At 65.1% G+C, this 25,071-nt stretch carries 27 protein-coding genes; 11 read left to right on the forward strand and 16 right to left on the reverse strand.

Translation table 11 applies throughout. The annotated features are described in order from the left end of the window. From rplM to erpA, 5 genes are all read left to right on the forward strand, one after another. On the forward strand, positions 1-285 hold a 285-nt coding region (gene rplM / locus AADJ04_RS07580; RefSeq protein WP_341239240.1), incomplete at its 5' end, for a 50S ribosomal protein L13. 12 nt (positions 286-297) lie between these two features. Further along, entirely contained in the window at positions 298-690 is a 393-nt protein-coding gene (rpsI, locus tag AADJ04_RS07585) for a 30S ribosomal protein S9 (protein ID WP_044396979.1), read from the forward strand. 108 nt (positions 691-798) lie between these two features. After that, positions 799-1,515 carry a DUF6776 family protein gene (locus AADJ04_RS07590; protein WP_341239241.1) on the forward strand — a complete coding sequence of 239 codons (717 nt, stop codon included), beginning with the start codon at positions 799-801 and terminating at the stop codon, positions 1,513-1,515. Positions 1,516-1,643: 128 nt separating this feature from the next. Further along, on the forward strand, positions 1,644-2,042 hold the full coding sequence (locus AADJ04_RS07595; protein ID WP_341239242.1) for a polymer-forming cytoskeletal protein: 399 nt from the start codon (positions 1,644-1,646) through the stop codon (positions 2,040-2,042). A gap of 59 nt (positions 2,043-2,101) precedes the next feature. Beyond that, a complete protein-coding gene (gene erpA / locus AADJ04_RS07600) occupies positions 2,102-2,467 on the forward strand; it encodes an iron-sulfur cluster insertion protein ErpA (protein ID WP_044396980.1) in 366 nt (121 codons plus the stop codon). A 25-nt stretch (positions 2,468-2,492) separates the two neighbouring features. On the opposite strand, the gene AADJ04_RS07605 is transcribed toward erpA, so the two are convergent. Together AADJ04_RS07605 and AADJ04_RS07610 are read right to left on the reverse strand one after the other, a co-directional pair. After that, positions 2,493-3,602, reverse strand: a complete 1,110-nt coding sequence (locus AADJ04_RS07605) for an anhydro-N-acetylmuramic acid kinase (RefSeq protein WP_341239243.1) — start codon at positions 3,600-3,602, stop codon at positions 2,493-2,495. Positions 3,603-3,661: 59 nt separating this feature from the next. Beyond that, positions 3,662-5,020, reverse strand: a complete 1,359-nt coding sequence (locus AADJ04_RS07610) for a M23 family metallopeptidase (RefSeq protein ID WP_341239244.1) — start codon at positions 5,018-5,020, stop codon at positions 3,662-3,664. 198 nt (positions 5,021-5,218) lie between these two features. Between AADJ04_RS07610 and tyrS the strand changes: the two genes are divergently transcribed. Then, entirely contained in the window at positions 5,219-6,451 is a 1,233-nt protein-coding gene (gene tyrS / locus AADJ04_RS07615) for a tyrosine--tRNA ligase (protein WP_338818808.1), read from the forward strand. Here tyrS and AADJ04_RS07620 read toward each other — a convergent pair. Both AADJ04_RS07620 and AADJ04_RS07625 read right to left on the reverse strand, forming a co-directional pair. Beyond that, positions 6,400-7,497 (reverse strand): GGDEF domain-containing protein, encoded by a 1,098-nt coding sequence (locus AADJ04_RS07620; protein WP_341239245.1) that lies wholly within the window; start codon positions 7,495-7,497, stop codon positions 6,400-6,402. The genes tyrS and AADJ04_RS07620 overlap by 52 nt on opposite strands. A gap of 210 nt (positions 7,498-7,707) precedes the next feature. After that, positions 7,708-8,703 carry a LysR substrate-binding domain-containing protein gene (locus tag AADJ04_RS07625; RefSeq protein ID WP_341239246.1) on the reverse strand — a complete coding sequence of 332 codons (996 nt, stop codon included), beginning with the start codon at positions 8,701-8,703 and terminating at the stop codon, positions 7,708-7,710. Positions 8,704-8,817: 114 nt separating this feature from the next. On the opposite strand from AADJ04_RS07625, the gene AADJ04_RS07630 reads away from it, so the two are divergent. Then, complete coding sequence (locus AADJ04_RS07630; RefSeq protein WP_341239247.1) at positions 8,818-9,375, forward strand: DUF2917 domain-containing protein; 558 nt, start codon at positions 8,818-8,820, stop codon at positions 9,373-9,375. Between the two features lie 64 nt (positions 9,376-9,439). On the opposite strand, the gene AADJ04_RS07635 is transcribed toward AADJ04_RS07630, so the two are convergent. Beyond that, complete coding sequence (locus AADJ04_RS07635; RefSeq protein WP_341239248.1) at positions 9,440-9,832, reverse strand: BLUF domain-containing protein; 393 nt, start codon at positions 9,830-9,832, stop codon at positions 9,440-9,442. A 134-nt stretch (positions 9,833-9,966) separates the two neighbouring features. Between AADJ04_RS07635 and AADJ04_RS07640 the strand changes: the two genes are divergently transcribed. The 3 genes from AADJ04_RS07640 (at position 9,967) to AADJ04_RS07650 (ending at position 13,135) form a co-directional block, all read left to right on the forward strand. Next, positions 9,967-10,722, forward strand: coding sequence for a Crp/Fnr family transcriptional regulator (locus AADJ04_RS07640; RefSeq protein WP_341239249.1), 756 nt, complete (start codon positions 9,967-9,969; stop codon positions 10,720-10,722). A 170-nt stretch (positions 10,723-10,892) separates the two neighbouring features. Next, positions 10,893-12,323, forward strand: coding sequence for a bifunctional UDP-N-acetylglucosamine diphosphorylase/glucosamine-1-phosphate N-acetyltransferase GlmU (gene glmU / locus AADJ04_RS07645; protein ID WP_341239250.1), 1,431 nt, complete (start codon positions 10,893-10,895; stop codon positions 12,321-12,323). A gap of 20 nt (positions 12,324-12,343) precedes the next feature. Then, the gene (locus tag AADJ04_RS07650) at positions 12,344-13,135 is read left to right on the forward strand and encodes an ATP-binding protein (protein WP_341239251.1); all 792 of its coding nucleotides are present in this window, start codon (positions 12,344-12,346) and stop codon (positions 13,133-13,135) included. Positions 13,136-13,164: 29 nt separating this feature from the next. Here AADJ04_RS07650 and AADJ04_RS07655 read toward each other — a convergent pair whose 3' ends face one another. Next, the gene (locus tag AADJ04_RS07655) at positions 13,165-13,656 is read right to left on the reverse strand and encodes an Lrp/AsnC family transcriptional regulator (protein WP_044396990.1); all 492 of its coding nucleotides are present in this window, start codon (positions 13,654-13,656) and stop codon (positions 13,165-13,167) included. A gap of 138 nt (positions 13,657-13,794) precedes the next feature. Between AADJ04_RS07655 and glmS the strand changes: the two genes are divergently transcribed. After that, positions 13,795-15,723, forward strand: a complete 1,929-nt coding sequence (gene glmS / locus AADJ04_RS07660; RefSeq protein ID WP_341239252.1) for a glutamine--fructose-6-phosphate transaminase (isomerizing) — start codon at positions 13,795-13,797, stop codon at positions 15,721-15,723. Positions 15,724-15,788: 65 nt separating this feature from the next. Here the strand turns inward: glmS and ureG are convergent, their stop codons facing one another. The 10 genes from ureG to AADJ04_RS07710 all read right to left on the reverse strand — a co-directional run bounded on the left by ureG (position 15,789) and on the right by AADJ04_RS07710 (position 24,911). Next, positions 15,789-16,448: an urease accessory protein UreG gene (ureG, locus tag AADJ04_RS07665; RefSeq protein WP_341239253.1), complete on the reverse strand. Its 660-nt coding sequence runs from the start codon at positions 16,446-16,448 to the stop codon at positions 15,789-15,791. A 62-nt stretch (positions 16,449-16,510) separates the two neighbouring features. Then, positions 16,511-17,221: an urease accessory UreF family protein gene (locus AADJ04_RS07670; protein ID WP_066784564.1), complete on the reverse strand. Its 711-nt coding sequence runs from the start codon at positions 17,219-17,221 to the stop codon at positions 16,511-16,513. Between the two features lie 17 nt (positions 17,222-17,238). Next, positions 17,239-17,922, reverse strand: coding sequence for an urease accessory protein UreE (ureE, locus tag AADJ04_RS07675; RefSeq protein WP_341239254.1), 684 nt, complete (start codon positions 17,920-17,922; stop codon positions 17,239-17,241). Positions 17,923-18,001: 79 nt separating this feature from the next. Then, a complete protein-coding gene (ureC, locus tag AADJ04_RS07680) occupies positions 18,002-19,720 on the reverse strand; it encodes an urease subunit alpha (protein WP_341239255.1) in 1,719 nt (572 codons plus the stop codon). A gap of 89 nt (positions 19,721-19,809) precedes the next feature. Then, the gene (locus AADJ04_RS07685) at positions 19,810-20,115 is read right to left on the reverse strand and encodes an urease subunit beta (protein WP_066694813.1); all 306 of its coding nucleotides are present in this window, start codon (positions 20,113-20,115) and stop codon (positions 19,810-19,812) included. Between the two features lie 23 nt (positions 20,116-20,138). After that, a complete protein-coding gene (locus AADJ04_RS07690; RefSeq protein WP_066784572.1) occupies positions 20,139-20,753 on the reverse strand; it encodes a HupE/UreJ family protein in 615 nt (204 codons plus the stop codon). 33 nt (positions 20,754-20,786) lie between these two features. Continuing rightward, positions 20,787-21,089: an urease subunit gamma gene (locus tag AADJ04_RS07695; RefSeq protein WP_066694819.1), complete on the reverse strand. Its 303-nt coding sequence runs from the start codon at positions 21,087-21,089 to the stop codon at positions 20,787-20,789. A 227-nt stretch (positions 21,090-21,316) separates the two neighbouring features. Further along, a complete protein-coding gene (locus tag AADJ04_RS07700; RefSeq protein ID WP_341239256.1) occupies positions 21,317-22,996 on the reverse strand; it encodes a VWA domain-containing protein in 1,680 nt (559 codons plus the stop codon). Then, positions 22,980-23,804 (reverse strand): CbbQ/NirQ/NorQ/GpvN family protein, encoded by an 825-nt coding sequence (locus AADJ04_RS07705; protein WP_341239257.1) that lies wholly within the window; start codon positions 23,802-23,804, stop codon positions 22,980-22,982. Before AADJ04_RS07705 ends, AADJ04_RS07700 begins: the two co-directional genes overlap by 17 nt. Before the next feature lie 60 nt (positions 23,805-23,864). Further along, the gene (locus AADJ04_RS07710) at positions 23,865-24,911 is read right to left on the reverse strand and encodes an aliphatic amidase (RefSeq protein ID WP_054254879.1); all 1,047 of its coding nucleotides are present in this window, start codon (positions 24,909-24,911) and stop codon (positions 23,865-23,867) included. Positions 24,912-25,071 lie beyond the last annotated feature (160 nt).

Raw genomic sequence — 25,071 nt, forward strand, 5'->3', positions numbered from 1 at the left:
GATACCGGTGACTTCATCGTCGTTATCAACGCAGCCCAACTCAAGGTTACCGGCACCAAGTCCCTGGACAAGGTGTACTACCGTCACTCGGGCTATCCCGGCGGTATCACGGCCACCAACTTCCGCGACATGCAAGCCAAGCACCCTGGTCGTGCTCTGGAAAAGGCTGTCAAGGGCATGCTGCCTAAGGGTCCCCTGGGCTATGCAATGATCAAGAAACTCAAGGTGTACGGTGGTGCTGAGCATCCCCACGCCGCCCAGCAGCCCAAAGTGCTGGAAATCTAAGGAGCCTTGAGAATGATTGGTGAATGGAACAATGGCACCGGCCGTCGCAAGTCCAGCGTCGCCCGCGTGTTTCTGAAAAAAGGCTCCGGCAAGATTACTGTGAACGGCAAGGACATCCAGTCCTACTTCGGCCGCGAAACATCGATCATGATTGCCAAGCAACCCCTGGTGCTGACCAACCATGTCGAAACTTTCGACATCCAGGTCAATGTCCACGGCGGTGGTGAATCCGGTCAAGCCGGTGCGACCCGTCACGGCATCACCCGCGCTCTGATTGACTACGATGCAACACTCAAGTCTGCACTGAGCCAAGCCGGCTTCGTGACACGTGATGCACGTGAAGTGGAGCGTAAGAAGGTGGGTCTGCACTCTGCACGTCGTGCAAAGCAGTTCTCGAAGCGTTAATCTTCGCAGCCTTCAGGAGACCGGGTTTTCCCCCGGCCTCTGCAAAAACCGCCTTCGGGCGGTTTTTGCGTTTATGGTGCGTGCTTCTTCAGGGGGGATGGTTCGTACATGCGTTTTCGTTTGCTTCGTCGGCGGTTGACCATTAGCGCACCCAGGGTGGCCATTCGCAGTGCGATGCCGTGGCCCCTGCGCTGGCTGGTATTGGCGCTTGCCTTGGGCCTGAGCGCAGCCACCGCTTTGTGGGCTTTTGAGTTTGGTAAGTCGATTGCAGGCCTTGAGCCCACTTCGCGGCAGGAGGTGATGCAACTGCGCGCCGAGATTGATCGATTGCGGGAGCAGTCACAGCAAACCCAGTTGCTGTCGCAAACGGCGGAGAGTCTCTTGACTGCTGATCGTGCAACACTGGAGCGCTTGACTGCCCAGGTGAAACAGCTGGAAGCGGAGAATCGCGCCCTGCGAGACGATCTGGGTTTTTTTGAAAAACTCATTCCTGCGGCCAAATCGGATGGCGTCACCATACGTGGCCTGAAGGCGGAGTTGGTGGGTGGTGCGCAGCTGAAGTGGCAGGTGCTGGTCATTCAGGCTGCCGCTGCACGCAATGCGCCGGAATTCAAAGGGCGCCTGGAATTGGTGCTTGCAGGTGTTCTCAACGGCAAGCCTTGGACGCAGGCCTTCCCGCCCGAAGGGCAGGCGATCCAATTTCGCCAGTACCGTCGCTTGGGGGGCGTATTCGCTTTGCCTCTGAATGTCGTGGTAAAAACCGTGACCGCCCGTGTCTATGAAGGCCAGACCATTCGGGCAATCCAGGCGGTAGATCTGGATTGAGTCCGCCGAGGGGGCTTGCGAACGTGTGCGCAATGCACTGGTGCTGGGGCTTTCTGCCTGGCGTGGTGGTGCGGTGTCTCAATGATTTCGTAGTGGAGCGCCGCAAAGGCGTCTGAGGAGGAGTTCCAATGTTTTCTCGCAAGAAGCAGCCGCCCATCAAAAGCTTGATTGCCCATGGCACCCGCATCGAAGGCAATGTTCTGTTTGAAGAAGGAATCCGGATCGACGGGGATGTGGTGGGTGATATCCGCGCTTCGACCGAGCAACCCAGCATCTTGGTGATTTCCGAAACGGCCCGAGTGGAGGGAGCTGTGCATGCTGACCATGTGATCGTGAATGGGTCGGTGGTGGGGCCAGTGCATGCTGCGGAGCTGCTGGAACTGCAGCCCAAGGCGCGCATCACAGGCAATGTGAACTACAGGGCTCTGGAGATGCACCAAGGGGCGACGATTGCGGGTCAGTTGCAACCTGCAGCCGTGTTGATTGAAGAAAAGCCCCCACTCAAACTAACGTCAAACAACCAGTGAGCTGAGCGCATGGGGGTGTTGCAGTACCATCTCATGCAATTTTTGAATCCGGAGTCCCCATGAGTACAGTTGCTGAAAATGTCCCCACCGAAATGCCCGCGCCGATTCTGTTCACTGACAGCGCTGCGGCCAAGGTTGCGGATCTGATTGCTGAAGAGGGGAATCCAGATTTGAAACTGCGCGTCTTCGTCCAAGGCGGTGGCTGCTCTGGCTTCCAGTACGGTTTCACCTTCGATGAAATCACCAATGACGACGACACCACCATGACCAAGAACGGGGTGTCGTTGTTGATCGACGCGATGAGCTACCAGTATCTGGTGGGCGCTGAGATCGACTACAAGGAAGACCTGCAAGGCGCACAGTTTGTGATCAAGAACCCGAACGCTACCACCACCTGTGGTTGCGGTTCCAGCTTCTCTGCCTGACCAGGCCAAGCCCTGCAAAAGGGCATCAAGCGGGGTAGATGGCCCCTAAAACACGGGCGCCTTGTGCGCCCGTGACGTTTGGAAGGTTCCCTGCTTGCCCGAGGATGGTTTGACGAGCCAGCCACGCAAAGGCACAGGCTTCCACCTGCATCACAGGCAGGCCCAGTACATCCGTTGGCTCCACGGGTAATGGGGCCAACAAGTCCTTCAGTCGGTGCATCAGGTGGTTGTTGAGCGCGCCGCCACCGCATACAGCCATCAAAGTCGCACCTCCACCGTATTGTTTGACTGTGTTTGCGCAAGCCTGGGCGGTCAGCTCGGTCAAAGTGGCTTGTACATCGGCGGGGTGCAGGTCCGCAAAGTGCTGCAACTTGCTGTTGAGCCACGCCACATTGAACAAATCCCTTCCGGTGCTTTTCGGTGGCGCTTTTTGAAAGAACGGCTCTTTCAAAAAGGTTTCCAGCAGGGCCGGGTGCACAGTGCCCTGGGCCGCCCAGCGGCCTTGAGCATCGTAGGGTGCGCCGGTGTGCTGTTGGCACCAGTAGTCCATGAGCGCATTGCCGGGGCCGCAATCAAAGCCGATCACCAGTCCTTGCGCTGGTAGCACACTGATGTTGGAGATGCCGCCAATGTTGAGCACCAGCACCGTCTGGTTGGGCTTGCGGAAAACACCGTGGTGGAATGCAGGAACCAAAGGTGCGCCCTGGCCGCCTGCCGCGACGTCGCGGCAGCGGAAGTCGGCCACCACACGAATGCCGGTGAGCTCCGCCAACAAGGCGGGGTTTTGCAGCTGCAGTGTGTAGCCCGTCCCGTCGAATTCCTGGGGGCGATGGCGGACGGTTTGTCCATGGGCGCCCAGGGCGCTGATTCGACGAGCGTTGAGTTGCAGGTCACTCAGCAGTTGCTGGACCAGAGATGCATAGATGCGAGAGACGGCGTTGCCCGCGAGGGCGGCTCTGTGCAACTCGTCGGCTCCAGACGTGTTCAGGGCCAGCAGCTCGCTTTTGAGCCCGTCAGAAAAAGGGGCAGATCGGTGTCCCAGTACCTGGAGGCGTTTTCCAGCAAAGTCCACCAGAACAGCATCCACCCCATCCAGCGAGGTGCCAGACATCAGTCCGATGTAGAGATCACCCATGGTTGTGGCGTCTGGCGCATTCAGCCCGCTTGCTGTGTGCAGGCGGGGGATGAATACTTTTACTGAGCGCTGGCCTGCTGGATCAGGTCTGCTGACGACAGTTGGGTGCGCATGGCGGCGGCCAGGCGCTGGAAGGCGGGCCGCGCCGCAGTAGAGACGGGTGCTGCTGCCTCGCTTTGCTGGGCTATGGTTTGTGGGTCCTGGTGCTGACCGTTGATGCGGAACTCGAAATGCAGGTGCGGCCCGGTCGCCCAGCCCGTGGCGCCCACGGCACCCACGGTTTGGCCTTGTTCTACCGACTGGCCATTCTTGACATCAATGCGGCTCAGGTGGGCGTACACGGTCACATGCTGGTTGCGGTGCTTGACGAAGACCACGTTGCCAAAACCGTTCTGTACCCCTGCAAACTCCACCACACCATCACCCACCGTGCGCACCGGGGTGCCTGTAGGGGCTGCGTAGTCGGTGCCAAGGTGTGCACGCCAGGTGTTCAGGATCGGGTGCATCCGCATTTTGAAGCCACTGGTCACCCGAGAAAACTCGACGGGGGAAGCAAGGTACGCGCGGCGCATGCTTTCACCATCGAGGGTGTAGTAGGCGCCTTTGGATGCCTCAGGTTCCTGGAACCACACGGCTTCGTATGTCTTGCCGTTATTGCTGAACTCGGTGCTCAGCACGCGGCCGCTGCGCAGCGGCTCACCATCGGCCTCGAGTGTTTCGTACACCACGGCGAAGCGGTCTTCCTTGCGCAGGGAGCGGTGGAAGTCGATGTTGCCGGAGAAGATTTCCGCCACTTGCATTGCGACGGCATCGGGAATGTTGGCTGCGTCTGTGGCTGCAAACAATGAACTGCGAATCACGCCACCAGCCAGGCGGGTGCCTTTGGTGAGGGGAGCGGTTTCGATGCGGGAGGCGAAGCCTTCGCCCTTGCGTTCGACCACCAGTCGGCGGAAGGTGCCGCTGTCGTCGGGGGCCCAACGTGCAGTCAGGCGTACCAGGCTGTGGTCGTCCGTAGTTTCTGCGGAAACCAGGCGGCCCGCGCGGCCCAGCAAGTTCTGGCGCACCGTGTTGTCAGAGCGCAAGAATGCCGCCGCGGCTGGATCGGCAACGCCCATGCGTTGCAGCAGCGATTCAGCGGTGTCACTACTGCGGGTCTGCTCAGACCGGTACAGCGAGAAGCCTGGTGCTTCCAGTGCCTCGAGGGAAAGGTTTTCTACCAGCGATTCAACCGGATAGCTCACCAGTTTGGTGGGCAGGTTCGCGGCATCGGGGCCAAGCGATGCCACAGCAAACGCCCCGCCGCCGCCTGTCAGCAGCACAGCAGCCACTGCAGCGGTGATGCGCTTGGGGTGTTTTTGGGCGGTTTGGGACAGGCGATCAAGCAAAGCCAGGCTGGCGGTGGTCAAGCCGTGAATCAAGTTCTATCCCCAGAATTGGTGTGTCAACGTCTGAGCCGGGAGCGGGTGGCTCTGCGGCACGTGGAGGCACTGAGATGGATACAAGGCAAATTTCGGCCAGTGAATCCAGTGCCGAAACGGCGGCCCTACTAGAATCCGCCTTTGCAATGGAGCCCGAGTATAGCGGCGCGCGATCCCCAGACATCGAAAAAAACCCTTATGAATCAATCTGCTGTTACAACAAGCCCGCTGTCCGATGGTGTACGAAAGGCCCTGGAAGTCTCGCTGCGGGGCGTGGAAGAGTTGCTGCCGCAGGACGAGTGGGCCAAGAAGCTGGCGCGCTCCGAATCCACGGGCAAGCCCCTGCGTATCAAGCTCGGCCTTGACCCCACGGCACCTGACATCCACATCGGCCACACGGTGGTGCTCAACAAGATGCGGCAGCTGCAGGACCTGGGCCACCAGGTGATTTTTCTGATCGGCGACTTCACAACGCTGATTGGTGATCCTTCAGGCCGGAACAGCACGCGCCCGCCGCTCACGCCCGAGCAGATCAAGTTCAACGCCGAAACCTATTACACCCAGGCCGCCAAGGTGCTGGACCCGGCGCGCACGGAAATTCGCTACAACAGCGAGTGGTGTGACGCCCTGGGCGCGCGCGGCATGATCCAGCTGTCGGCCAAGTACACGGTGGCCCGCATGATGGAGCGCAACGACTTCCACCAGCGCTTCACCGATGGCAGCTCGATCAGCCTGCATGAATTCCTCTACCCCCTGCTGCAGGGTTATGACTCCGTGGCCCTCAAGAGCGACCTGGAGCTGGGCGGCACGGACCAGAAATTCAATCTGCTGATGGGCCGCCATTTGCAGCAGGAGTATGGCCAGGAGCCGCAGTGCGTGCTCACCATGCCTTTGCTGGTGGGGCTGGATGGCGTGGACAAGATGTCCAAGTCCAAGAACAACTACATCGGCATCACCGAAGACGCCAACACCATGTTTGCGAAGGTGCTGTCGATTTCGGACACCCTGATGTGGGACTGGTACACCTTGTTGTCCTTCAAGAGCCTGGACGAGATCGCCGCGCTCAAGGCCGAAGTGGCGGGCGGGCGCAACCCCAAGGATGCGAAGGTGGCGCTTGCCAAGGAAATCACGGCCCGCTTCCACAGCGCTGCAGCGGCCGATGCGGCCGAGCAAGACTTCATCAACCGCAGCAAGGGCGGCGTGCCCGACGATATTCCTGATGTGGCGTTGTCCGGCGCGCCTCTGGGTATTGGTGCCTTGCTCAAACAGGCCAATCTGGCGCCATCGACCAGCGAGGCCAACCGTTTGATTGACGGCGGCGGCGTGCGTGTGGATGGCAGCGTGGTCAGCGACAAGGGCTTGAAGCTGGAGGCTGGCACCTATGTCGTGCAAGTGGGCAAGCGCAAGTTTGCCCGCGTGACGCTGGGCTGACCGGCGTTTTTGGGGGGCTCAGTCTTGCCGCATGGCAGGGCTGCGCGCCCGCTCGGGCCGCGCATCCTGCCCCGTGGGCGCCTGGCCCTTACGACCCGGTTGCGCCCTTGCTGCTTGCCCTGGTACAGCGCTGCATCTGCGCGGTGCACTGCGTCCAGCAAGTCTTCACCGGCGCGCACGGTGGCCACGCCGATGGTCACGGTCACATGCAGCACTTTGCCTGAGCCCACCCTGAACGGGGTGGTGACAATGGCCTGGTGCAGGCGCTCTGCCAGGTTGCAGGCCCCTGTGGTGGGGGTGTCCGGCAACAGAATCAGGAACTCTTCGCCACCCCAGCGGCAGATCGTGTCGGTGGATCGGGTCACCCCCAACGCGCGGCGATAAAAATCCTGCAGAACCAGGTCCCCTGCGCGGTGGCCATGGGTGTCGTTGATGCGCTTGAAATGGTCGAGGTCACACAGCAGCAGGGCCAGGGGAGGCTCCCCGTGCTGCTGCTTTGCCATTTCGCTGCGCCCCATGTCCATCATGCGGCGGCGGTTCACGGCGCCAGTGAGTGGGTCGGTGGACGCTTCCTTGGCCAGTGCCGCCTGCGCCTGGGTGACCACGTTGTAGTAGCCGCGCGAGAGGACGATGAAGGCCAGCAGCAGCGTGAGGATGTTCTGGTCGCGCAGCAAGTCCAGCAAGGTGTCGTCCAGCAGGTACTGCGGTGGGTTGTTGTCACTCCAGCCGTCCAGGCCCAGGTAGATGGCAGACAGGCACAGTGCGATGGCGTTCTTGGTCATCCGGTGTTCGCTGGATGACAACATGGCCACCGGCACCACGGGCAGCATCAGGTAATGAAAGCCCGCCTCCCAGCCGATGACCACCGTGGCGGCGATGGCGTGCACGGTGATATCGGCGATCAGCACCAGGGATGCGGCCCTGACGTGGCGGTCGGTGCGCGACAGCCAGAACGCAACGCAATGGGTGAGCACACTGGCCACATTCAGCCAGGCCAGAGCATCGACGTTGGCCCACACAAAAAGCGCGATGTACAGGCTGTGCACCAGCACGCACAAGGCCGACGCCTGGCGTATCAGCAGGCGAAAGTTGTCGTTGGGGCCTCGATCGGGTGCATGGTGGCGGCAGGGGCGGGGCCGTGGTCAGCGGGGTGCCCCGGCTTGGTGTGAGCGGGCGCTGCGGTGGGGCAGCCCATGGCCAGTGCGAAGTGTCCTCCGAGAGGTTGCGGCGGTGACTGGTGTTTTCACAGGGGCCTTTCAGTCGAGGTGGTCTTGCGTGTCGGGGTCGGGCCCATCGCCAATGGCCGCTCGCGTGATTTCAGCCTGTGCTGCCAGCCAGGTGCAAAACGCCTTGACTTCGGGCCGCTGTGCGCTGCGTGGGCCCACCATGAGCCAGTAGGCCAGCGGTGTGTCGATGCGGTGCCGGGGCAGCACCTCCAGCAGGTCCCCTGCTGCCAGCGCGTCGGCAATCAGGGGCATGCGCGACAGCGCCAGCCCCTGGCCGCTCAGGGCGGCCTGGGCAATCTGGTGCGCGTAGTTGAAATACAGCCAGCGCTCGGGCTGCAGCTTGTCCACGCCGTGGATGTCCAGCCAGCGCCGCCAGCTCAGCCACTCCAGGTGGGCGGAGCGGTGCGCGTCGCTCGCCTCGATCAGGGTGAACTGGGCCACGTCGGCCGGTGTGCGCAGCTCGGGCTTGCCTTTGAGCAGCCAGGGGCTGGCCACCACGGCCAGCTGCTCGCCAAACAGGCGCATGCCGCCTTGCGTGGCGGGGCCGGGCACGCTGTAGCGCAGGGCCAGGTCCACGTCCGAGGTGTCCAGGTCCAGCTGCGCGTCGCTGGCATCAATGCGAATGTCGATGCCGGGGTGATCGCGCTGGAATTCCTCCAGCCGGGGGATGAGCCACATCGATGCAAAGCTGGCCCAGGTGGTAATGGCAACGCTGCGCCGCCCGGCCGTCTGGCGCACCAGCCGCACGGCGGCGTCCATGCGTTCAATGGCCGGCCCCACGGCGCGGTGCAGTTGTGCACCTGCGCTGGTCAGCTCCACCGCACGCGTGTGGCGCAAGAACAAAGGCACGCCCACCTCGTCTTCCAGCGCCTGGATCTGCCGGCTGACCGCCGATTGGGTAAGCGCCAGTTCATCCGCCGCCGCTCGGAAGTTGAGGTGCTTGGCCACGGCCAGAAAGGCGCGCCAGTGGCCGGTGGCAACAGCCCGGGTGCGGACGATGGCGGGGGCGTTTTCGGCAGGAGTCATGGGGTTTGATTGATGCGCTATCGGAATCAATAGCGTAGCGCGTTTTCATTGGACTGTGCAGGCCCGCGCGCGCACCATGCAGGCCTAGACCACTCTTTCATTCAGGAGCCGACCATGCCAGCCCGCCCCCTTGTTCCCCCACTGCAACCCTGCGCACAGCCTCCGGTGCGCCGCCGCGCGGCAGCGGGGTGCTGGCGCCTGGCACCCGGGCGGGCGCTGTCGCTCGAGCCGCGTGAGTCGGGGGTGCTGCACATTGCCCAAGGCCGGGTGTGGTTGACCGGCGGTCCGTCTGCGCAAGACCTGGTGCTGCAGGCGGGCGATGCGCTGCCCGTTGCCGTGGGCCAGCATGTGGTGCTGGAGCCCTGGGCATTGCCCGGGGCGGGCGATGCTGATGCGCCCGTGCTCTTTCAGTGGGACCCCGTTGCCGTACCGCCACACCACCACCGCGCGCGCGCCGCCCGAGACTGGGAATTGGGCGTGGTGCTGCCGTTGCAAGAGCTGGTGCGTGCACTGGCGGGCGCTGGGCGGGCCGTAGGCGCAGCTGCGGTCCAGGTCACGGCAGCGGCGGGGCGTCTGGGTGCAGGGTTGGCAGGATTTGCCCTGGGCCGGGTGATGGCCACCGCAGCGCCCGGCGAAAAAGAGATATGCATGAAAAGCGGCTGCAGCGCTTGAATATCAAGCGCCAGTAGCTATCAAAATAATAGCTTTTGATGCGGTTGGTGCAGGTGGCGTCGGCTCACAGCACCAGCGATTCGCGCACCACTTCGAAGGCGGCCAGCGCTGCTTGGCCGTCCAGTTGCTCCATGCGTGCCAGGGCCTCTTCGTCTTCTACGGTGCTGAATGCCAAGCTGAACTCCCGAAACCGCCGCGCCTCCAGCAGGCCGTGGTGCACCACTTCCACGTTCACATGGCGTGTGTCGTCGCGGATGCGCTCCATCAGTTTGAGCACAGCCTTCTGCGGCCCTTCCAGTTGCTGGCAAAAACGTTGGCCGTCAAAGATCAGCAGGCCGGTAATGTCCATCGCGGCATTGACCGGGCGGGCGTGGGCTGCAATCTCGGCCACCACCTGCAGCGGTTGGTCGGGGGCGAGGGTGCTCACATAGAGGACTTCGTAGAGTGCGGTGTTCATAAGAGCGGCCCAATATAAGACGGCCCCTGGCTGCGCCGCAATGTACTAAGACATAGCGCCGGCGGCATTTGTGGTGCCCATGCCCACAGCGCGCGGGCTAGCACCGTCGGTCGCATCCATAGAATGGCGCCACCATGAACGCCACCCTTCCCACCTCCGCTTGTCCCCCCGCCTGCGATGCTTGCAGGCTGCGGCGCACCGGGGCGTTCACCCCTGTCCAGCCCGAGCAGCTGGACTTTATCCAGCGCTTTCGGGCAGACACGGCCACGGTGCCCGCAGGCGGCGCTGTGGTGCATGAAAACCAGGCCAATGCCCGCCTTTTCACGCTGTATTCGGGCTGGGCGTTTCGCTACAAAACGCTCAGCGACGGGCGGCGCCAGATCCTGAACTTCTTGCTGCCCGGCGACCTGGTGGGCTTGCAGCAAGAGTTTGGCGATGCCTCGATGCACGGGGTGGAGGCGCTTACCGATTGCACGCTGTGCGTGTTCCCCAGCGATGGCCTGTGGACGCTGTTTCGCGAGCACCCGCGTCTGGGCTATGACATCACCTGGCTGTCGGCGCACGAAGAAGGCCATGTGGACGACCACCTGCTCACGGCAGGCCGGCGCAACGCGACTGAGCGCGTGGCCATGCTGCTCATGCACCTGTACCGGCGCATGGAACGCATTGGGTTGGTGGAAGGCGGCTCGGTGGCATTCCCGCTCAACCAGCAGCACATTGCCGATGCGCTGGGGCTCTCGCTGGTGCACACCAACAAGACGCTGCGGCGCTTGTCGGCCCTGGGTCTGCACGAACTCAAGAACGGGCGGCTGCGCATGCTCAACACCCGGGCGCTGGCGCGCATTGCCGAGTATTACGACCGGCCGCCCCGGCTGCTGCCCCTGCTGTAGCGCGGTGCTTTAGCGCCGCCATATCACGCAAAAAGTGCCTGTGGCGCCCGCCGCAAAAGCGCAGGCAGCTATTGTTTACATAGCGGGCCAACGCGTGGCGGGCCAGCGCCGATAATCGGCGGCAACCCGCGCGGCGGCTGCCCGCTGCGCCCACCCACGGATTTGCTTTCATGACTTCACTCGACATCCTCATCATGGCGGCCGGCAAAGGCACGCGCATGAAAAGCCGCACCCCCAAAGTGCTGCAACGCCTGGCCGGGCGCCCCCTGCTGCACCATGTACTGGACCAGGCAGCCCACCTGCAGGCCCGCAGCGCCATCGTCATCACGGGCCATGGTGCTACAGAAGTAGAAGCAGCTACCGCAGGCGCAGCAAGCGCTACAGCCCATTTTGATCTGAAGTTTGTGCGCCAAGAGCCGCAACTGGGCACCGGCCACGCCGTGCAGCAGGCCGTGCCCCATTTGCCTGCGGACGGCACGGCGGTCGTCCTCTCGGGAGATGTGCCCCTGACCCAGGCCGACACCCTGCGCGCCCTGGTGGCTGCCAGCGGTGGCGAGCGGCTGGCGCTGCTCACCGTCACGCTGCCCGACCCCACCGGCTATGGCCGCATCGTGCGCGATGCCGAGGGCGCCGTGCAAGGCATCGTTGAGCACAAAGACGCCACCGACGCCCAGCGCGCCATCACCGAGGTGTACAGCGGCATCATGGCCGTGCCCGCGCGGCTGCTCACGCCCTGGCTGGCGCGGCTGACGAACCACAACGCCCAGGGCGAGTACTACCTGACAGACGTGGTCGCCATGGCCGTGGCCGATGGCGTGCCCGTGGTGGCCCACCGCATCACCGATGCCCTGCAGGTGGCGGGCGTGAACAGCCCCCTGCAACTGGCCGAGCTGGAGCGCGCCCACCAGCTGCGCCAGGCCCGCGCCTTGATGGAGCAGGGCGTGCGCCTGGCCGACCCGGCCCGCTTTGACCTGCGCGACGACACCCGCACCGGCGTGCGCGGCGAACTGGTCTGCGGGCAGGATGTAGAAATCGACGTGAACTGCGTCTTCACCGGCCGCGTGGAACTGGGCGAGGGCGTGAGCATTGGCGCCAACTGCTGCATCGCCAACGCGCGCATCGCGGCGGGCGCAGTCATCCACCCCTACACCCACATTGACGGCGAAAAGGCCGGCGCCACCGTGGGCGAGGGCGCCTTGATTGGCCCCTTTGCCCGCCTGCGCCCCGGCGCACAGCTGGGCCGCGAAGTGCACATCGGCAACTTTGTGGAGGTGAAGAACAGCACGCTGGCCGATGGTGCCAAGGCCAACCACCTGGCCTACCTGGGCGACGCCACGGTGGGTGAGCGCGTGAACTACGGCGCGGGCAGCATCACCGCCAACTACGATGGCGCCAACAAACACCGCACGGTGATCGAAGCCGATGTGCACATCGGCAGCAACTGCGTGCTGGTGGCGCCCGTCACCATCGGTGCGGGCGGCACGGTGGGCGGTGGCAGCACCATCACCAAGAGCACCGAGCCTGGCGCGCTGAGCGTGGCCCGCGGCAAGCAGGTCAGCATTGCCAATTGGCAACGCCCCAAGAAGCTGCCCAAGGCCTGACACCCTGTGAGCCGAGCGCCATGCTTGACGAAGACATGACCCCCGACCTCACGCCTGACCAATTGCGCGCCGCGCTGGCCGCCAGCCAGCAGCAGGTGGCCGACATGGCAGCTGCGCAGGAAGAGTTTTTGCGCGTGGTCTCGCACGACCTGCGTGCGCCGCTGCGCCACATCACGTCGTACGGCAAGCTGGTGCGCGAGGTGCTGGGTGACCTGCCCGCCGATGTGCAGCAAAGCCCGCCGCTGCAAGAGGCGCAAGGGTTCGTCGGCACCATGGAGCAATCGGCCCGCCGCATGGCACAGATGCTGGACGGGCTGCTGGCCCTGTCGCGCGTGGGGCGTGCGCCGTTGCACCTGCAGCCGGTGGCATTGGCTGCCGCGGTAGCAAAAGCCCGGGCCGCGCTGCCCACGGCAGAGGCCGCGCAATGGAGCGTGGCCGCTGACCTGCCCACCGTGCTGGCCGACCCGGCCCTGCTGCACGAGCTGCTGGTGCAGGTGCTGGGCAACGCCCTCAAGTTCAGCCAGCACCAGCCAGCCCCCAGCATTGCGGTGCGCACCGTGCCCGCAGAGCGCGGCGCAGGCTGGGTGGCGTGGGAAGTGCAAGACAACGGCGCGGGCTTCAACCCCGAGCGCGCCGCAGGCCTGTTCGGCATCTTCCAGCGCCTGCACCGCGAAACCGAATTTGATGGCGTGGGCGCAGGCCTGGCCGTGTGCCGCACCATTGCCGAACGCCACGGCGCCCACATCACCGCCACGGCGGCGGTAGGGCAGGGCTGCACCGTGCGGGTGGAGTGGCCTGCGGCGGCAGCTTGATTTGCTATTGAAGATATAGCTGCTGGCGCTTATGGGTTGAGCGCTAGCGGCACTTTTGTTTCAAATTTTGCCCGCTTGGTACTGAAGAACGCCTTGACGTTGCGCACGTTCGCATCGGCGGTGAACAGCCGCTGCGACAACGCCAGGTAGCCCGGCATGTCGCGCGTGTGCACCACCAGCACAAAGTCCGGCCCCGGCGACACGCGCCAGCACTGCTGCACCTCGGCGTCGGCCACGGCGCGGGCTTCAAAGGCGTCCAGCGCCTCGGCGCTCTGGCGGTCCAGGCTCACTTCCACAAGGCAGGCCAGCCCGTGGCCCTGCACGGCGGCCAGCCGATCGGGCTGCAGCAGGGCCACCTGCCGCTCGATCAGGCCCACATCGTGCAGCCGCTTCACGCGCCGCAGGCAGGTGGGGGGCGATACATGCACCCGCTCGGCCAAGGCCTGGTTGCTTTGGGCGGCATCGTGCTGCAGCAAGTCCAGCAGTTGCAGGTCGATGGCATCGAGGGTGATTGATTGCATAAAAGAGTTGATTATGAAATATTATTTCTATGTGGATGGATGTAGAAATTAAATTTCACTTTCATTGAAAAATCAACTGCATATTTCTCCGACGCCTGCCTACCATCCGTCGCATTGGTTTTATCGGAGGCACCATCCATGTGCGGCATCGTCGGCGCGGTATCCACGCGCAACATCGTTCCCATCCTTGTGCAGGGCTTGCAACGGCTCGAATACCGCGGCTATGACTCCTGCGGTGTGGCAGTGCACGCCGCCAGCCTTGATGCGTCGCGCAACGGCACGCCCCAGGGTGGCCTGCAGCGCGCCCGCAGCACCGCCCGCGTGGCCGAACTGCTGGAACAAGTGACCGTCGAGCACCTGGACGGCGCCACCGGCATCGCCCACACCCGCTGGGCCACGCACGGTGCACCGGCCATGCACAACGCCCACCCGCATTTCAGCCAAGGCACGGGCGATGCCGCCAGCCAGCCAGGCCGTGTGGCGCTGGTGCACAACGGCATCATCGAAAACCACGAAGAACTGCGCGCCGCCCTGCAGGCCCGTGGCTACGTGTTTGTGAGCCAGACGGACACCGAAGTCATCGCCCACCTGGTGGACAGCCTCTACCAGGGCGATTTGTTTGAGGCGGTGCAGGCCGCTGTGGCACAGCTGCACGGCGCTTACGCCATCGCCGTCATCCACAAGGACGAACCCCACCGCGTGGTGGGCGCACGCGCAGGCTCGCCGCTCATCCTGGGCGTAGGCAAAGACGGCTCGGAACACTTCCTGGCCAGCGACGCCATGGCCCTGGCGGGCGTGACCGATCAGATCGTTTACCTGGAAGAGGGTGACCTGGTGGATCTGCAACTGGGCCGCTACTGGATCGTGGCCCAGGGTGCGGCCACGCGCCAGGCGCTGACGCCCGCCGAGCGCCCCGTGCGCACTGTGCTGGCCCACAGCGGCGCGGCCGAGCTGGGCCCGTATCGCCACTACATGCAAAAGGAAATCTTCGAGCAGCCGCGCGCCATTGCTGACACGCTCGAAGGCGTGGAAGGCATCGTGCCCGAGCTGTTTGACGGCGCAGGCCTGCACGGCGAGCCCGGCGCGGCCGCGTGGCGCGTGTTCAAGGAGATCGACAACGTCCTCATCCTGGCCTGCGGCACCAGCTACTACAGCGGCTGCACCGCCAAGTACTGGCTGGAAGACATCGCGGGCATTCCCACCCAGGTGGAAGTGGCCAGCGAATACCGCTACCGCACCAGCGTGCCCAACCCGCGCACCCTGGTCGTCACCATCAGCCAAAGCGGCGAAACCGCCGACACCCTGGCCGCGCTGCGCCACGCGCAGAGCCTAGGCATGCAGCACACGCTCACCATCTGCAACGTGGCCACCAGCGCCATGGTGCGTGAGTGCAAGCTCGCTTACATCACCCGCGCCGGCGTGGAGATCGGCGTGGCCAGCACCAAGGCCTTCACCACCCAGCTCGCGGGCCTGTTCCTGCTGACATTGGCACTGGCCCAGAGCAAGGGGCGCCTCACCGAAGCGCAAGAGGCCGAACACCTCAAAGCCATGCGCCACCTGCCCGTGGCCCTGCAGGCCGTGCTGGCGCTGGAGCCACAGCTCATCAGCTGGGCCGAAGACTTCGCCCGCATGGAAAACGCCCTTTTCCTCGGCCGTGGCCTGCACTACCCCATCGCGCTCGAAGGCGCGCTCAAGCTCAAGGAAATCAGCTACATCCACGCCGAGGCCTACCCCGCAGGCGAACTTAAACACGGCCCCCTGGCCCTGGTCACCAGCGCCATGCCCGTCGTCACCGTGGCCCCCAACGACGCCCTGCTGGAAAAGCTCAAGAGCAACATGCAGGAAGTGCGCGCCCGCGCCGGTGTGCTCTACGTGCTGGCCGATGCCGACACCCACATCGAAAGCGCCGAAGGCCTGCACGTGATCCGTATGCCTGAACACTACGGCGCGCTTTCGCCGCTGTTGCACGTGGTGCCGCTGCAGCTGCTGGCCTACCACACGGCCTGCGCGCGCGGGACGGATGTGGACAAGCCTCGTAACCTGGCCAAGAGTGTGACCGTGGAGTGATCTCTGCGGAACAAAGTCACGGTGTTCAGCAGCCCACGTGCCGGTGTCCACCATGAGCGATGTACTCAGGCCTTGAGCAAGCCGCTCTTCTCGATAAATCTCACGACCTCGTCCAAGCCCGCCTGTGTCTTGAGGTTGGTCATCACGAAGGGCTTGAGGCCTTGCGCTGTCTTGCGCATGCGCTCGGTGTCGGCGCGCATCACGTCCAGGTTGGCGCCCACGTGGGGGGCCAAGTCGGTTTTGTTGATGACGAACAGATCACTTTTGGTGATGCCGGGGCCGCCCTTGCGGGGGATTTTCTCGCCGGCGGCCACGTCGATGACGTAGATGGTGAGGTCGCTCAGCTCGGGGCTGAAGGTGGCGGCCAGGTTGTCGCCGCCGCTTTCCACAAACACGATGTCGGCGTTGGGGAACTCGCCCAGCATGCGGTCGATGGCTTCGAGGTTGATGGAGCAATCCTCACGGATGGCGGTGTGGGGGCAGCCGCCGGTTTCCACGCCCAGGATGCGCTCAGGCGGAAGCGCGCCGCTGACGGTGAGCAGGCGCTGGTCTTCCTTGGTGTAGATGTCGTTGGTGATGGCGATGAGGTCGTAGTCATCGCGCATGGCTTTGCACAGCATTTCCAGCAGCGTGGTTTTGCCGGACCCTACGGGGCCGCCGATGCCCACGCGCAGGGGGGGCAGGTTTTTGGTGCGGTTCGGGATGTGGTGCAGTGCGGTGGTCATGGTGTGGGTGATGGCGTCATTTGCTATTAAATAGATAGCTGCTTGCGCTGATCCTGCTTGCGCTAGGAGCGAAAAAGTCTTGAATATTGCACTTCGTGCTGGGCGCTCAGAATGGCCAGCATGGGCGAAAACGCCTGGCGCTCGCTGTCCATCAGGCTGGCGGCGTGGTCTGCGGCCAGCGGAATGGCCGCAGCCAGCCGGGCCAGGATGCGCTGGCCTGCGCTTTGGCCCAGTTGCATGGATTTGAGTGCGGCCTGCACCATGTTCTCGGCCCAGCCAAAGGCGTAGGCCAGCAGCACTTCGCGTACCGGGGCCTGGGTGATGGATGCGGCCAGGGCGAAGGCCACGGGGTAGGTGGGGGGCAGGGCGGCCAGGTGCCGCACGGCGGGCATCAGGGCCTCGTCGCCTTGGTACTGGTTGCGCAGCCAGTCGGCCATGGACCGGCCCATTTGCTCGGTCTGCAGGCGCAGCTCGCTGGTTTCGCGGGTGTGGAGCACCCAGTCGTTGAGTTCTTTCACATGCCCCATGTCGCCGCGCCGCCAAGCGCCCACGGCCTTGGCGATGAGGGCCATGTCGCCGCGCGCCTGGGTGATGTGGAGCTGATCCAGCAGCCAGTCGCCCACGGCGGCTTCGCTGGCGAGGCCCGCGTTTTCAATGGCGCTTTCCAGCCCTTCGGAGTAAGAGAACCCACCCACGGGCAGCGCGGGCGAGGCCAGCCACATCAGCTGCAAGAAGCTGGCGGCAGGCAGAGGCGTGGGGCGGTCCAGGCGCATGGGATAAGGCTGCGGGCTCAGTGGTCGTGGTTGCAGTGGGGGCCGTGTACATGCCCTTGGGCGACCACCGGGATGGACACGGTGCGACCACGGGGCGCTGTTGCAACGGTTGCAGCGGGGGCGGCATGGCTGTGATCGTGGCTGTGCCCATGGTCGTGGGCATCCGAATGGGAGTGATCGTGTGAATGGCCGTGGCCGTGGTGATGGTCGTGACCATGATCCCCATGGCTGTGTCCACCACCATGCCCCGCTGCGTACGCGCCGCCTTCGGGCTCAAACGCCAGGTTCTGTTCGGTCACGATCAGGTGCATGGCACGCAGCATCTCGGCCAGCACATGGTCGGGTTCGATCTTGAGGTGGTCGGGCTGCAGCTCGATGGGCACATGGCGGTTGCCCAGGTGGTAGGCAGCGCGCGTCAGGTCGAACGGTGTGCCGTGGTGTTGGCAATGGGTGATGACCAGCACCGGTTGTGGCGCGGCAATCACACGGACCATGGAGCCGTCTTCGGCCACCAGCACGTCGCCGCCGCGCACCAGCGTGCCGCGCGGCAGGAAGATGCCCAGCTCGCGCCCCGCCGAGTCAGTGGCGGCAAAGCGGCTTTTCTGGCGCACGTCCCAGTCGAGTTCAACGGTGGCGGCGCGTTTGAGCAGGACGGGCGCAAGACCTTGGCCCTGGGGGAGAAGTTTGGAGACTTGGAGCATGGGTTTCCGTCGCAACAGGCAATCAACAAAACGCGCATTGTGGCCCCGGCATGTGCGGTGCGTGGGCGGCCTGCGTTGCTCAGAACAAAAAGTACCGCTGCGCCATGGGCAGCACCGTGGCGGGCTCGCAGGTGAGCAATTGGCCGTCGGCGCGCACGGTGTAGGTTTGCGCGTCCACCTCCATCTTCGGCGTGTAGCTGTTGTGCACCATGTGCTGCTTGCGCACGCCACGGATGTTGCGTACGGCGCTGAGCTGCTTGCGCAAACCAAAGCGTTCGCCAACGCCTGCGTTCAACCCGGCTTGCGACACAAAGGTGAGCGAGGTCTTGGCAATGGCCCCGCCAAACGCGCCGAACATGGGCCGGTAGTGCACGGGCTGGGGCGTGGGGATGGAGGCATTGGGGTCGCCCATGGCGGCCATGGCGATCAAGCCGCCCTTCAGGATGAGCGCGGGTTTGACGCCGAAGAACGCAGGCTTCCATATCACGATGTCGGCCCACTTGCCCACTTCGAGCGAGCCCACCTCGTGAGCGATGCCGTGGGCAATGGCGGGGTTGATGGTGTACTTGGCCACGTAGCGCTTGATGCGCGTGTTGTCGTTGCGGACCGTGTCACCTTGCAAGCTGCCGCGCTGCACCTTCATCTTGTGCGCGGTTTGCCAGGTGCGCAGGATGACCTCGCCCACGCGGCCCATGGCCTGGCTGTCGCTGCTCATCATGCTGATGGCACCCAGGTCGTGCAGGATGTCTTCGGCGGCAATCGTCTCCTTGCGGATGCGGCTTTCGGCAAAGGCCAGGTCTTCGGCAATGCTGGCGTCGAGGTGGTGGCACACCATGAGCATGTCCACATGCTCGTCCAGCGTGTTGTGCGTGTAGGGCATGGTGGGGTTGGTGGAAGAGGGCAGAAAGTTGTCCTCACCCACCACGCGCAGAATGTCGGGCGCGTGCCCGCCGCCCGCGCCCTCGGTGTGGAAGGCGCAGATGCCGCGCCCGGCCACGGCAGCGATGGTGTTCTCCACAAAGCCGGATTCGTTGAGCGTGTCAGAGTGGATGGCGACTTGCGTGTCGGTCTCGTCCGCCACGTCCAGGCAGTTGCTGATGGCCGAGGGCGTGGTGCCCCAGTCTTCGTGCAGCTTGAGGCCGATGGCACCCGCGTTGATCTGCTCGTGCAGCGCATCGGGCAGGCTGGCGTTGCCCTTGCCGAGAAAGCCCAGGTTCATGGGGAAGGCATCGGCGGCCTGCAGCATGCGCTCCATGTTGAACGGGCCGGACGTGCAGGTGGTGGCCAGCGTGCCCGTGGCGGGGCCGGTGCCGCCGCCCAGCATGGTGGTCACGCCGCTGGCCAGGGCTTCTTCGATCTGCTGCGGGCAGATGTAGTGGAAGTGGCTGTCGATGCCGCCCGCGGTGACGATGTTGCCTTCGCAGCTGATGACCTCGGTGCCGGGGCCGATGATGATGTCCACGCCCGGTTGCGTGTCGGGGTTGCCTGCCTTGCCGATGGCGGCGATGCGGCCCGCGCGCAGGCCGATGTCGGCCTTGAAGATGCCAGTGTGGTCAATTACCAGGGCGTTGGTCAGCACCGTATCTACCGCGCCCCCTGCGTTGGTGCGCTGGCTTTGGGCCATGCCATCGCGGATGGTTTTGCCTCCGCCAAACTTCACCTCTTCGCCGTAGCTGCCTGCGCGCAGGGTGTAGTCGGCCTCGACTTCGAGGATCAGTTCGGTGTCGGCCAGGCGCACGCGGTCGCCCACGGTGGGGCCGAACATTTCGGCATAGGCGCGTCGTCCAATGGTTGCCATGGGGGTGCTCCGCTAGAACGGTCTACTATGGTTTTGATAGCTGCTTGCGCTTATCCAATAAGCGCTAGAGGCTGATTTGTTTCAATGTTTCAGAGCGCGCCCTGCGTCAGGCCCTGAAAGCCATAAACCTTGCGCTCGCCCGCGTAGTCCACCAGCTCCACGGTGCGCTCCTGTCCGGGCTCAAAGCGCACGGCGGTGCCCGAGGCAATGTTCAGCCGCATGCCGCGTGCCGCGGCGCGGTCAAAGCCCAGGGCGTTGTTGGTTTCAGCAAAGTGGTAGTGCGAGCCGACCTGGATGGGCCGGTCGCCGGTGTTGCGCACCACCAGCGTGACGGTGCGGCGGCCCGCGTTGAGCACGTGCTCGCCGGGTTCAGTGATGAGTTCGCCGGGGATCATGAAGGCTCCTTGGAAGGGAAGGCTCAGGCCATCTGCGCCAGCAGCGCGCCACCGAACGCAGCCACGCCAGCACCTGCAGCGCGGGCCAGCCACACATGGCGGTGGCGCAGTGCCCAGCCAGCGGCCAGGCCTGCGCTGTGCAGCAGCACGGTAGCCGTGAGCATGCCCGCCAGGGTCAACCAGACGCTGTCGTCGCCCGCCAGCTCGTAGCTGTGGGCCACGCCATGGAACACGGCAAACACGCCCACCCCCAGCGCTGCCACCAGCCCGGGCACACGCAGGCGCGACACGACCAGCAGGCCCGTGACCAGCAGCGACGCGGCAATCATCGGCTCCACCGCAGGCAGCGCCACACCCTGCAGGCCCAGCATGGCGCCCACCAGCAGCATGGCCGCAAAGCCCACGGGGCCCCACAGCAGATCGCGCCCGGCGCTGCGGGCGGCCAGGGCGCTCCACAGGCCCACAGCCACCATGGCGGCCAGGTGGTCCAGGCCGAACAGGGGGTGGGCAAAGCCGCTCAGAAAGCTGTTGTGGATGTGCGATTCAGTGCCCGTATGGGCGCTGGCGACCGTGCTGATTGCGCTGGCAGCTATGAAAACAAGAGCGGCTGTGTGGCGGTGTGAGAGGGCGATGCGCATGGGGGCTCCACAGAGAGAAGAGGGGGAAAGGGGTCAGACGATGGGCTGGTGCACGGTGACCAGCTTGGTTCCATCGGGAAAAGTGGCCTCGACCTGGATGTCCGGAATCATCTCGGGGATGCCGTCCATCACATCGTCACGCGTGAGCACGGTGCGGCCTTCGCTCATGAGCTGCGCCACGGTCTTGCCGTCGCGTGCGCCTTCCATCACGGCGGCGCTGATCAGGGCCACCGCCTCGGGGTAGTTGAGCTTCAGCCCCCGGGCCTTGCGGCGCTCTGCCAGCAGGGCGGCGGTGAAGATCAGCAGCTTGTCTTTTTCGCGGGGAGTCAGTTCCATATTGCTTCGCTTCCACATCAGACCGCGCGGCTGTCAAGGCAGGCCGAACGCGGGGGCGGTTCCATGGCGCTCCTTCATGCAATTGCCGTGCCGCCTTCGCACGGCTGCCACGGGTGCGCAGGATGGCGGCGCAGAGATCACGCCCGTGCATGGTGCGCCCGCCGGCGTGCACCAGGGTGGAGTGCGCCATGTTGGTGCGCAAGGCGAGGTCGGTGCATGGTCCGCGCTCAGAGCGTCGCCAGCCGGTCATAGAGTTCGCCCAACTGGCATGGCAACTGCACAGCGGTCTTGGCCACGCGGTAGTTGCGCCAGCCGAAGATGCGGCGTGCGTAGGCATCAGCCCCGGGGTCAACCACCAGGCCATGGCACTGCACGCCCAGGCGCCGCGCGGCCAAGACGGCGGCGCGGGCGTCCTCGGTCAGATAGCGGGTGTCGAAGACGTCGATGTCCGACGGCGCGCCGTCGGTGATGAGCACGATGGCGCGCTGGCCGGCGGGCTCGGCCAGCAGGCAGCGCGTGGCATGGCGCAGCGCAGCGCCGATGCGGGTGGACCCGGCAGCGCGGGTGCCCAGGATGCGCTGGGTGTGCGCCGCATCCAGCGGCGTGCCGAAGTCCAGCAGCCGCAGGTATTGCACCGCAGCGCGGGTGTTGGAGGCAAAGCCGTGGATGGCGATGCGGTCGTGCCCGGCCTGGGCGGCACGCGCCAGCAGCAGCGCTGCCTGCTGCTCGACGGCCAGCAAGGGCTGCGTGCTGCCGGCGGCAACGTCGCCGGTGGAGGCCGACAGGTCGAGCAACACCAGCACGCTGCAGCGCGGCGCCTCGATGCCGGGGCGCACGAACAGCCGCCCATCGGGTGCCAGCGCCAGGCGCCGTTCCACCTGCACATCGATGGCGGCGTCGAGATCGAGGTCTTCACCTTCCCACTGCCGGCGCAGGCGCTGGTTGCGGCTCAGACGGCGCCGGTTGCGCCAGGGCGTGGCGGGCTCGGCTGCGGGCGGCAAGCCGTGAAGTGTTGCGGCCGGGGGCACGACCTCGCGCACGGTGCACCAGTCGGTGCGTTCGCGCTGCAGGCGGTAGTCCCATTCCGGGTAGAGGTGGCAGATGCCCTCGTCGATGGGTTGTTCTTTGGCATCGGTTGGCGGAGTGTCGGCCGCTGACGCGTCGGCGGGCGGGGGTGGCGCGGCGGGTACCTGCAGCGCTTCGGTGGTGTCGTCGGCCGTGGCGCCGTGCTGCCAGAGGTAGCTATGGTCGTCGCGGTAGGTGGCCGGCACCACGCACTGCTGCGGGTCTAGCCGCACGCGCATCTGGCCCAGGTCGTTGGCGAGGATGGAAGCCAGGCGCCGGAAGGCGGCGTGGTCCGCCAGACCGTGGTCATGGCGGGTGGCGGCAAACAGCGTGCGGCCCTTGTGCACCCAGTGGTTGCCGTCGGCGTAGTGGCCGTCGAGCAGCGCGCGGCCCAGGCGGGCCAGCAGGCTGGGCACGTCCAGCCCGTGCGGGTCGTGCGCCGGCTGGGCCTGCAGGAACCAGCGGCGCACGCCGGGCAGGCGTTGCATCAACAGCGCTTCAACGCGCGCATCCTCGATCATTGACGCCACGGCCAGGCCCAGTGGCTTGAGCGTGCCCGCAGCCTGGGCCGGTGACGAATACAGCAGGTGCGCCGCTGCGTGGGCAATGGCGGCGCGTGCCAGCGTGGCATCCTGCATGACCGCCGCTGGCAGCAGCAGGTGCGTCGTACTGAGCACGGCGCGCGGAGCCGCAGACGGCGATGGGGAGGCACCGGCCAGTGTTTGCAGCGTGAGCGTGCGCCGGCTCAGGCCACCGAGCAGCAGGCCCAGCGCGGCAAGAGTGGGCGTGTCAGCGTCGGCCCGGTACATCGCGGTACATCGCGGCTCAGGGGAAGTGGGCATCCACGAGCTGGCGCAACGCGGCCAGCAGGTCCGGGTCGTCGGTCAGCGCGCGCGTCATTGTCATCTCGCAGCTGTCGCGCGGGGCCACGCCGTCGCGGATCAGGATGCCGGCATAGATGAGCATACGGGTGGAGATGCCTTCGTCCAGGCCCTGCTGGCGCAGCGCACGCGAGCCCTGCGCCACGCCGACCAGTTGCGCGGCCAGCGCGGCGTCGATACCAGCCTCGTGCGCCACGATCTCGGTTTCCACCGTCGCGTCGGGGTAGTCGAACTCCAGCGCCGCGAAGCGCTGGCGCGTGGACGGCTTCATGTCCTTGGCCGCGCTCTGGTAGCCCGGGTTGTAGGAGACCACGAGCTGGAAGTCCGGGTGGGCGTGCACCAGCTCGCCCTTGCGGTCCAGCGGCAGCATGCGGCGCGCGTCGGTCAGCGGGTGGATGACCACCGTGGTGTCCTGGCGCGCCTCCACCACCTCGTCGAGGTAGCAGATCGCGCCATGGCGCGCCGCCAGCGTGAGCGGCCCGTCGTGCCAGCGCGTGCCGTCGGCGTCGAGCAGCCAGCGGCCCACCAGGTCGGCCGCCGTCATGTCCTCGTTGCAGGCCAGTGTCACCAGCGGGCGGCCGAGCTTCCAGGCCATGTACTCCACGAAGCGTGTCTTGCCGCAGCCGGTCGGCCCCTTGAGGATGAGCGGCAGGCGGTGCGCGTAGGCGTGCTGGTACAGCGCCACCTCGCCACTGCACGGGCGGTAGTAGGGCGCTTCGGTGATGCGGTAGGCCGCGAGCGGATCGGAGACAGGGGCAGGAGCAGACACGGTGCAGCCTCGGGACAACTGGGGACATGCCGGCTCGGGTGCCGGGCCGGCGGTAGCGACTCAACGGTGGCTGGGGGCCTCGTTCGGGATGCCGTCGATCGGGCATTCGGCCGTGCCGACGGTGGAGCGCGTGAACGACTCGACCTGCTTGCGTGTGCCTTCGGGGTCGCTGATCCACTTGCCGTAGAACTCATACGGGCAGGCGGCAACCCCCTTGGCGTCATCCCCGCTTTCGCCGGAGTTGATCTTGCCGGTGTAGCCACGGTGCAGCAGCTTGAACAGGTGGTTTTCGCTCTGGCCGTTCTTGCGGAAGTCGCGGATCAGGCTCTTGGACAGCGCTGCGTACTGCACGCCCATTTCCTCTTCCCCGCATTCACCCAGCGTGCGGCCGTCGAAGCCGATAAGCGCGCTGTGGCCGAAGTAGCTGTAGACGCCATCCCAGCCGGTGGCGTTGGCCACAGCCACGTAGCTGTTGTTGGCCCAGGCCATGGCCTTGGCCATGAGCACCTGCTGGTCTTTGGCCGGGTACATGTATCCCTGGCAGCGCACGATGAGTTCGGCGCCCTTCATGGCGCAGTCGCGCCAGATCTCGGGGTAGTTGCCGTCGTCGCAGATGATGAGGCTGACCTTCAGGCCCTTGGGGCCTTCGCTCACATAGGTGCAGTTGCCGGGGTACCAGCCTTCGATCGGCACCCAGGGCATGATCTTGCGGTACTTCTGCACGATCTCGCCCTGGTCGTTCATCAGGATGAGTGTGTTGTAGGGCGCCTTGTTCGGGTGCTCTTCATGCCGTTCGCCGGTGAGCGAGAAAACGCCCCAGACCTTGGCCTTGCGGCAGGCCTCGGCAAAGATGGCGGTCTCCTCGCCCGGCACGGCGGCGGCGGTGTCGTACATCTCCTTGGCGTCGTACATGATGCCGTGGGTGCTGTACTCGGGGAAGATCACCAGGTCCATGCCGGGCAGGCCCTGCTTCATCCCGACCACCATGTCGGCGATCTTGCGCGCATTGGCCAGCACTTCGGCCTTGGTGTGCAGGCGTGGCATCTTGTAGTTGACGACGGCAACGCCGACGGTGTCGTTGCTGCTGGAAATATCGCCGTGGATCATGGTTGTTGGCTCCGATTCATCTATACAAAAACAGGTGCTGCACGCGCCGGCCGTTTGCCACTCCAGATCGGAGGGACACCGTGGAACCGGCTCAGCCGGGCCACAGGTGTCCGCCCCCTGCAAGGGGGGGGGCGAAGCGACACGCCCTTTGCGCAGCCTG

Source organism: uncultured Acidovorax sp. (assembly GCF_964021665.1).
Taxonomy (GTDB): Bacteria; Pseudomonadota; Gammaproteobacteria; order Burkholderiales; family Burkholderiaceae_C; genus Acidovorax; species Acidovorax temperans.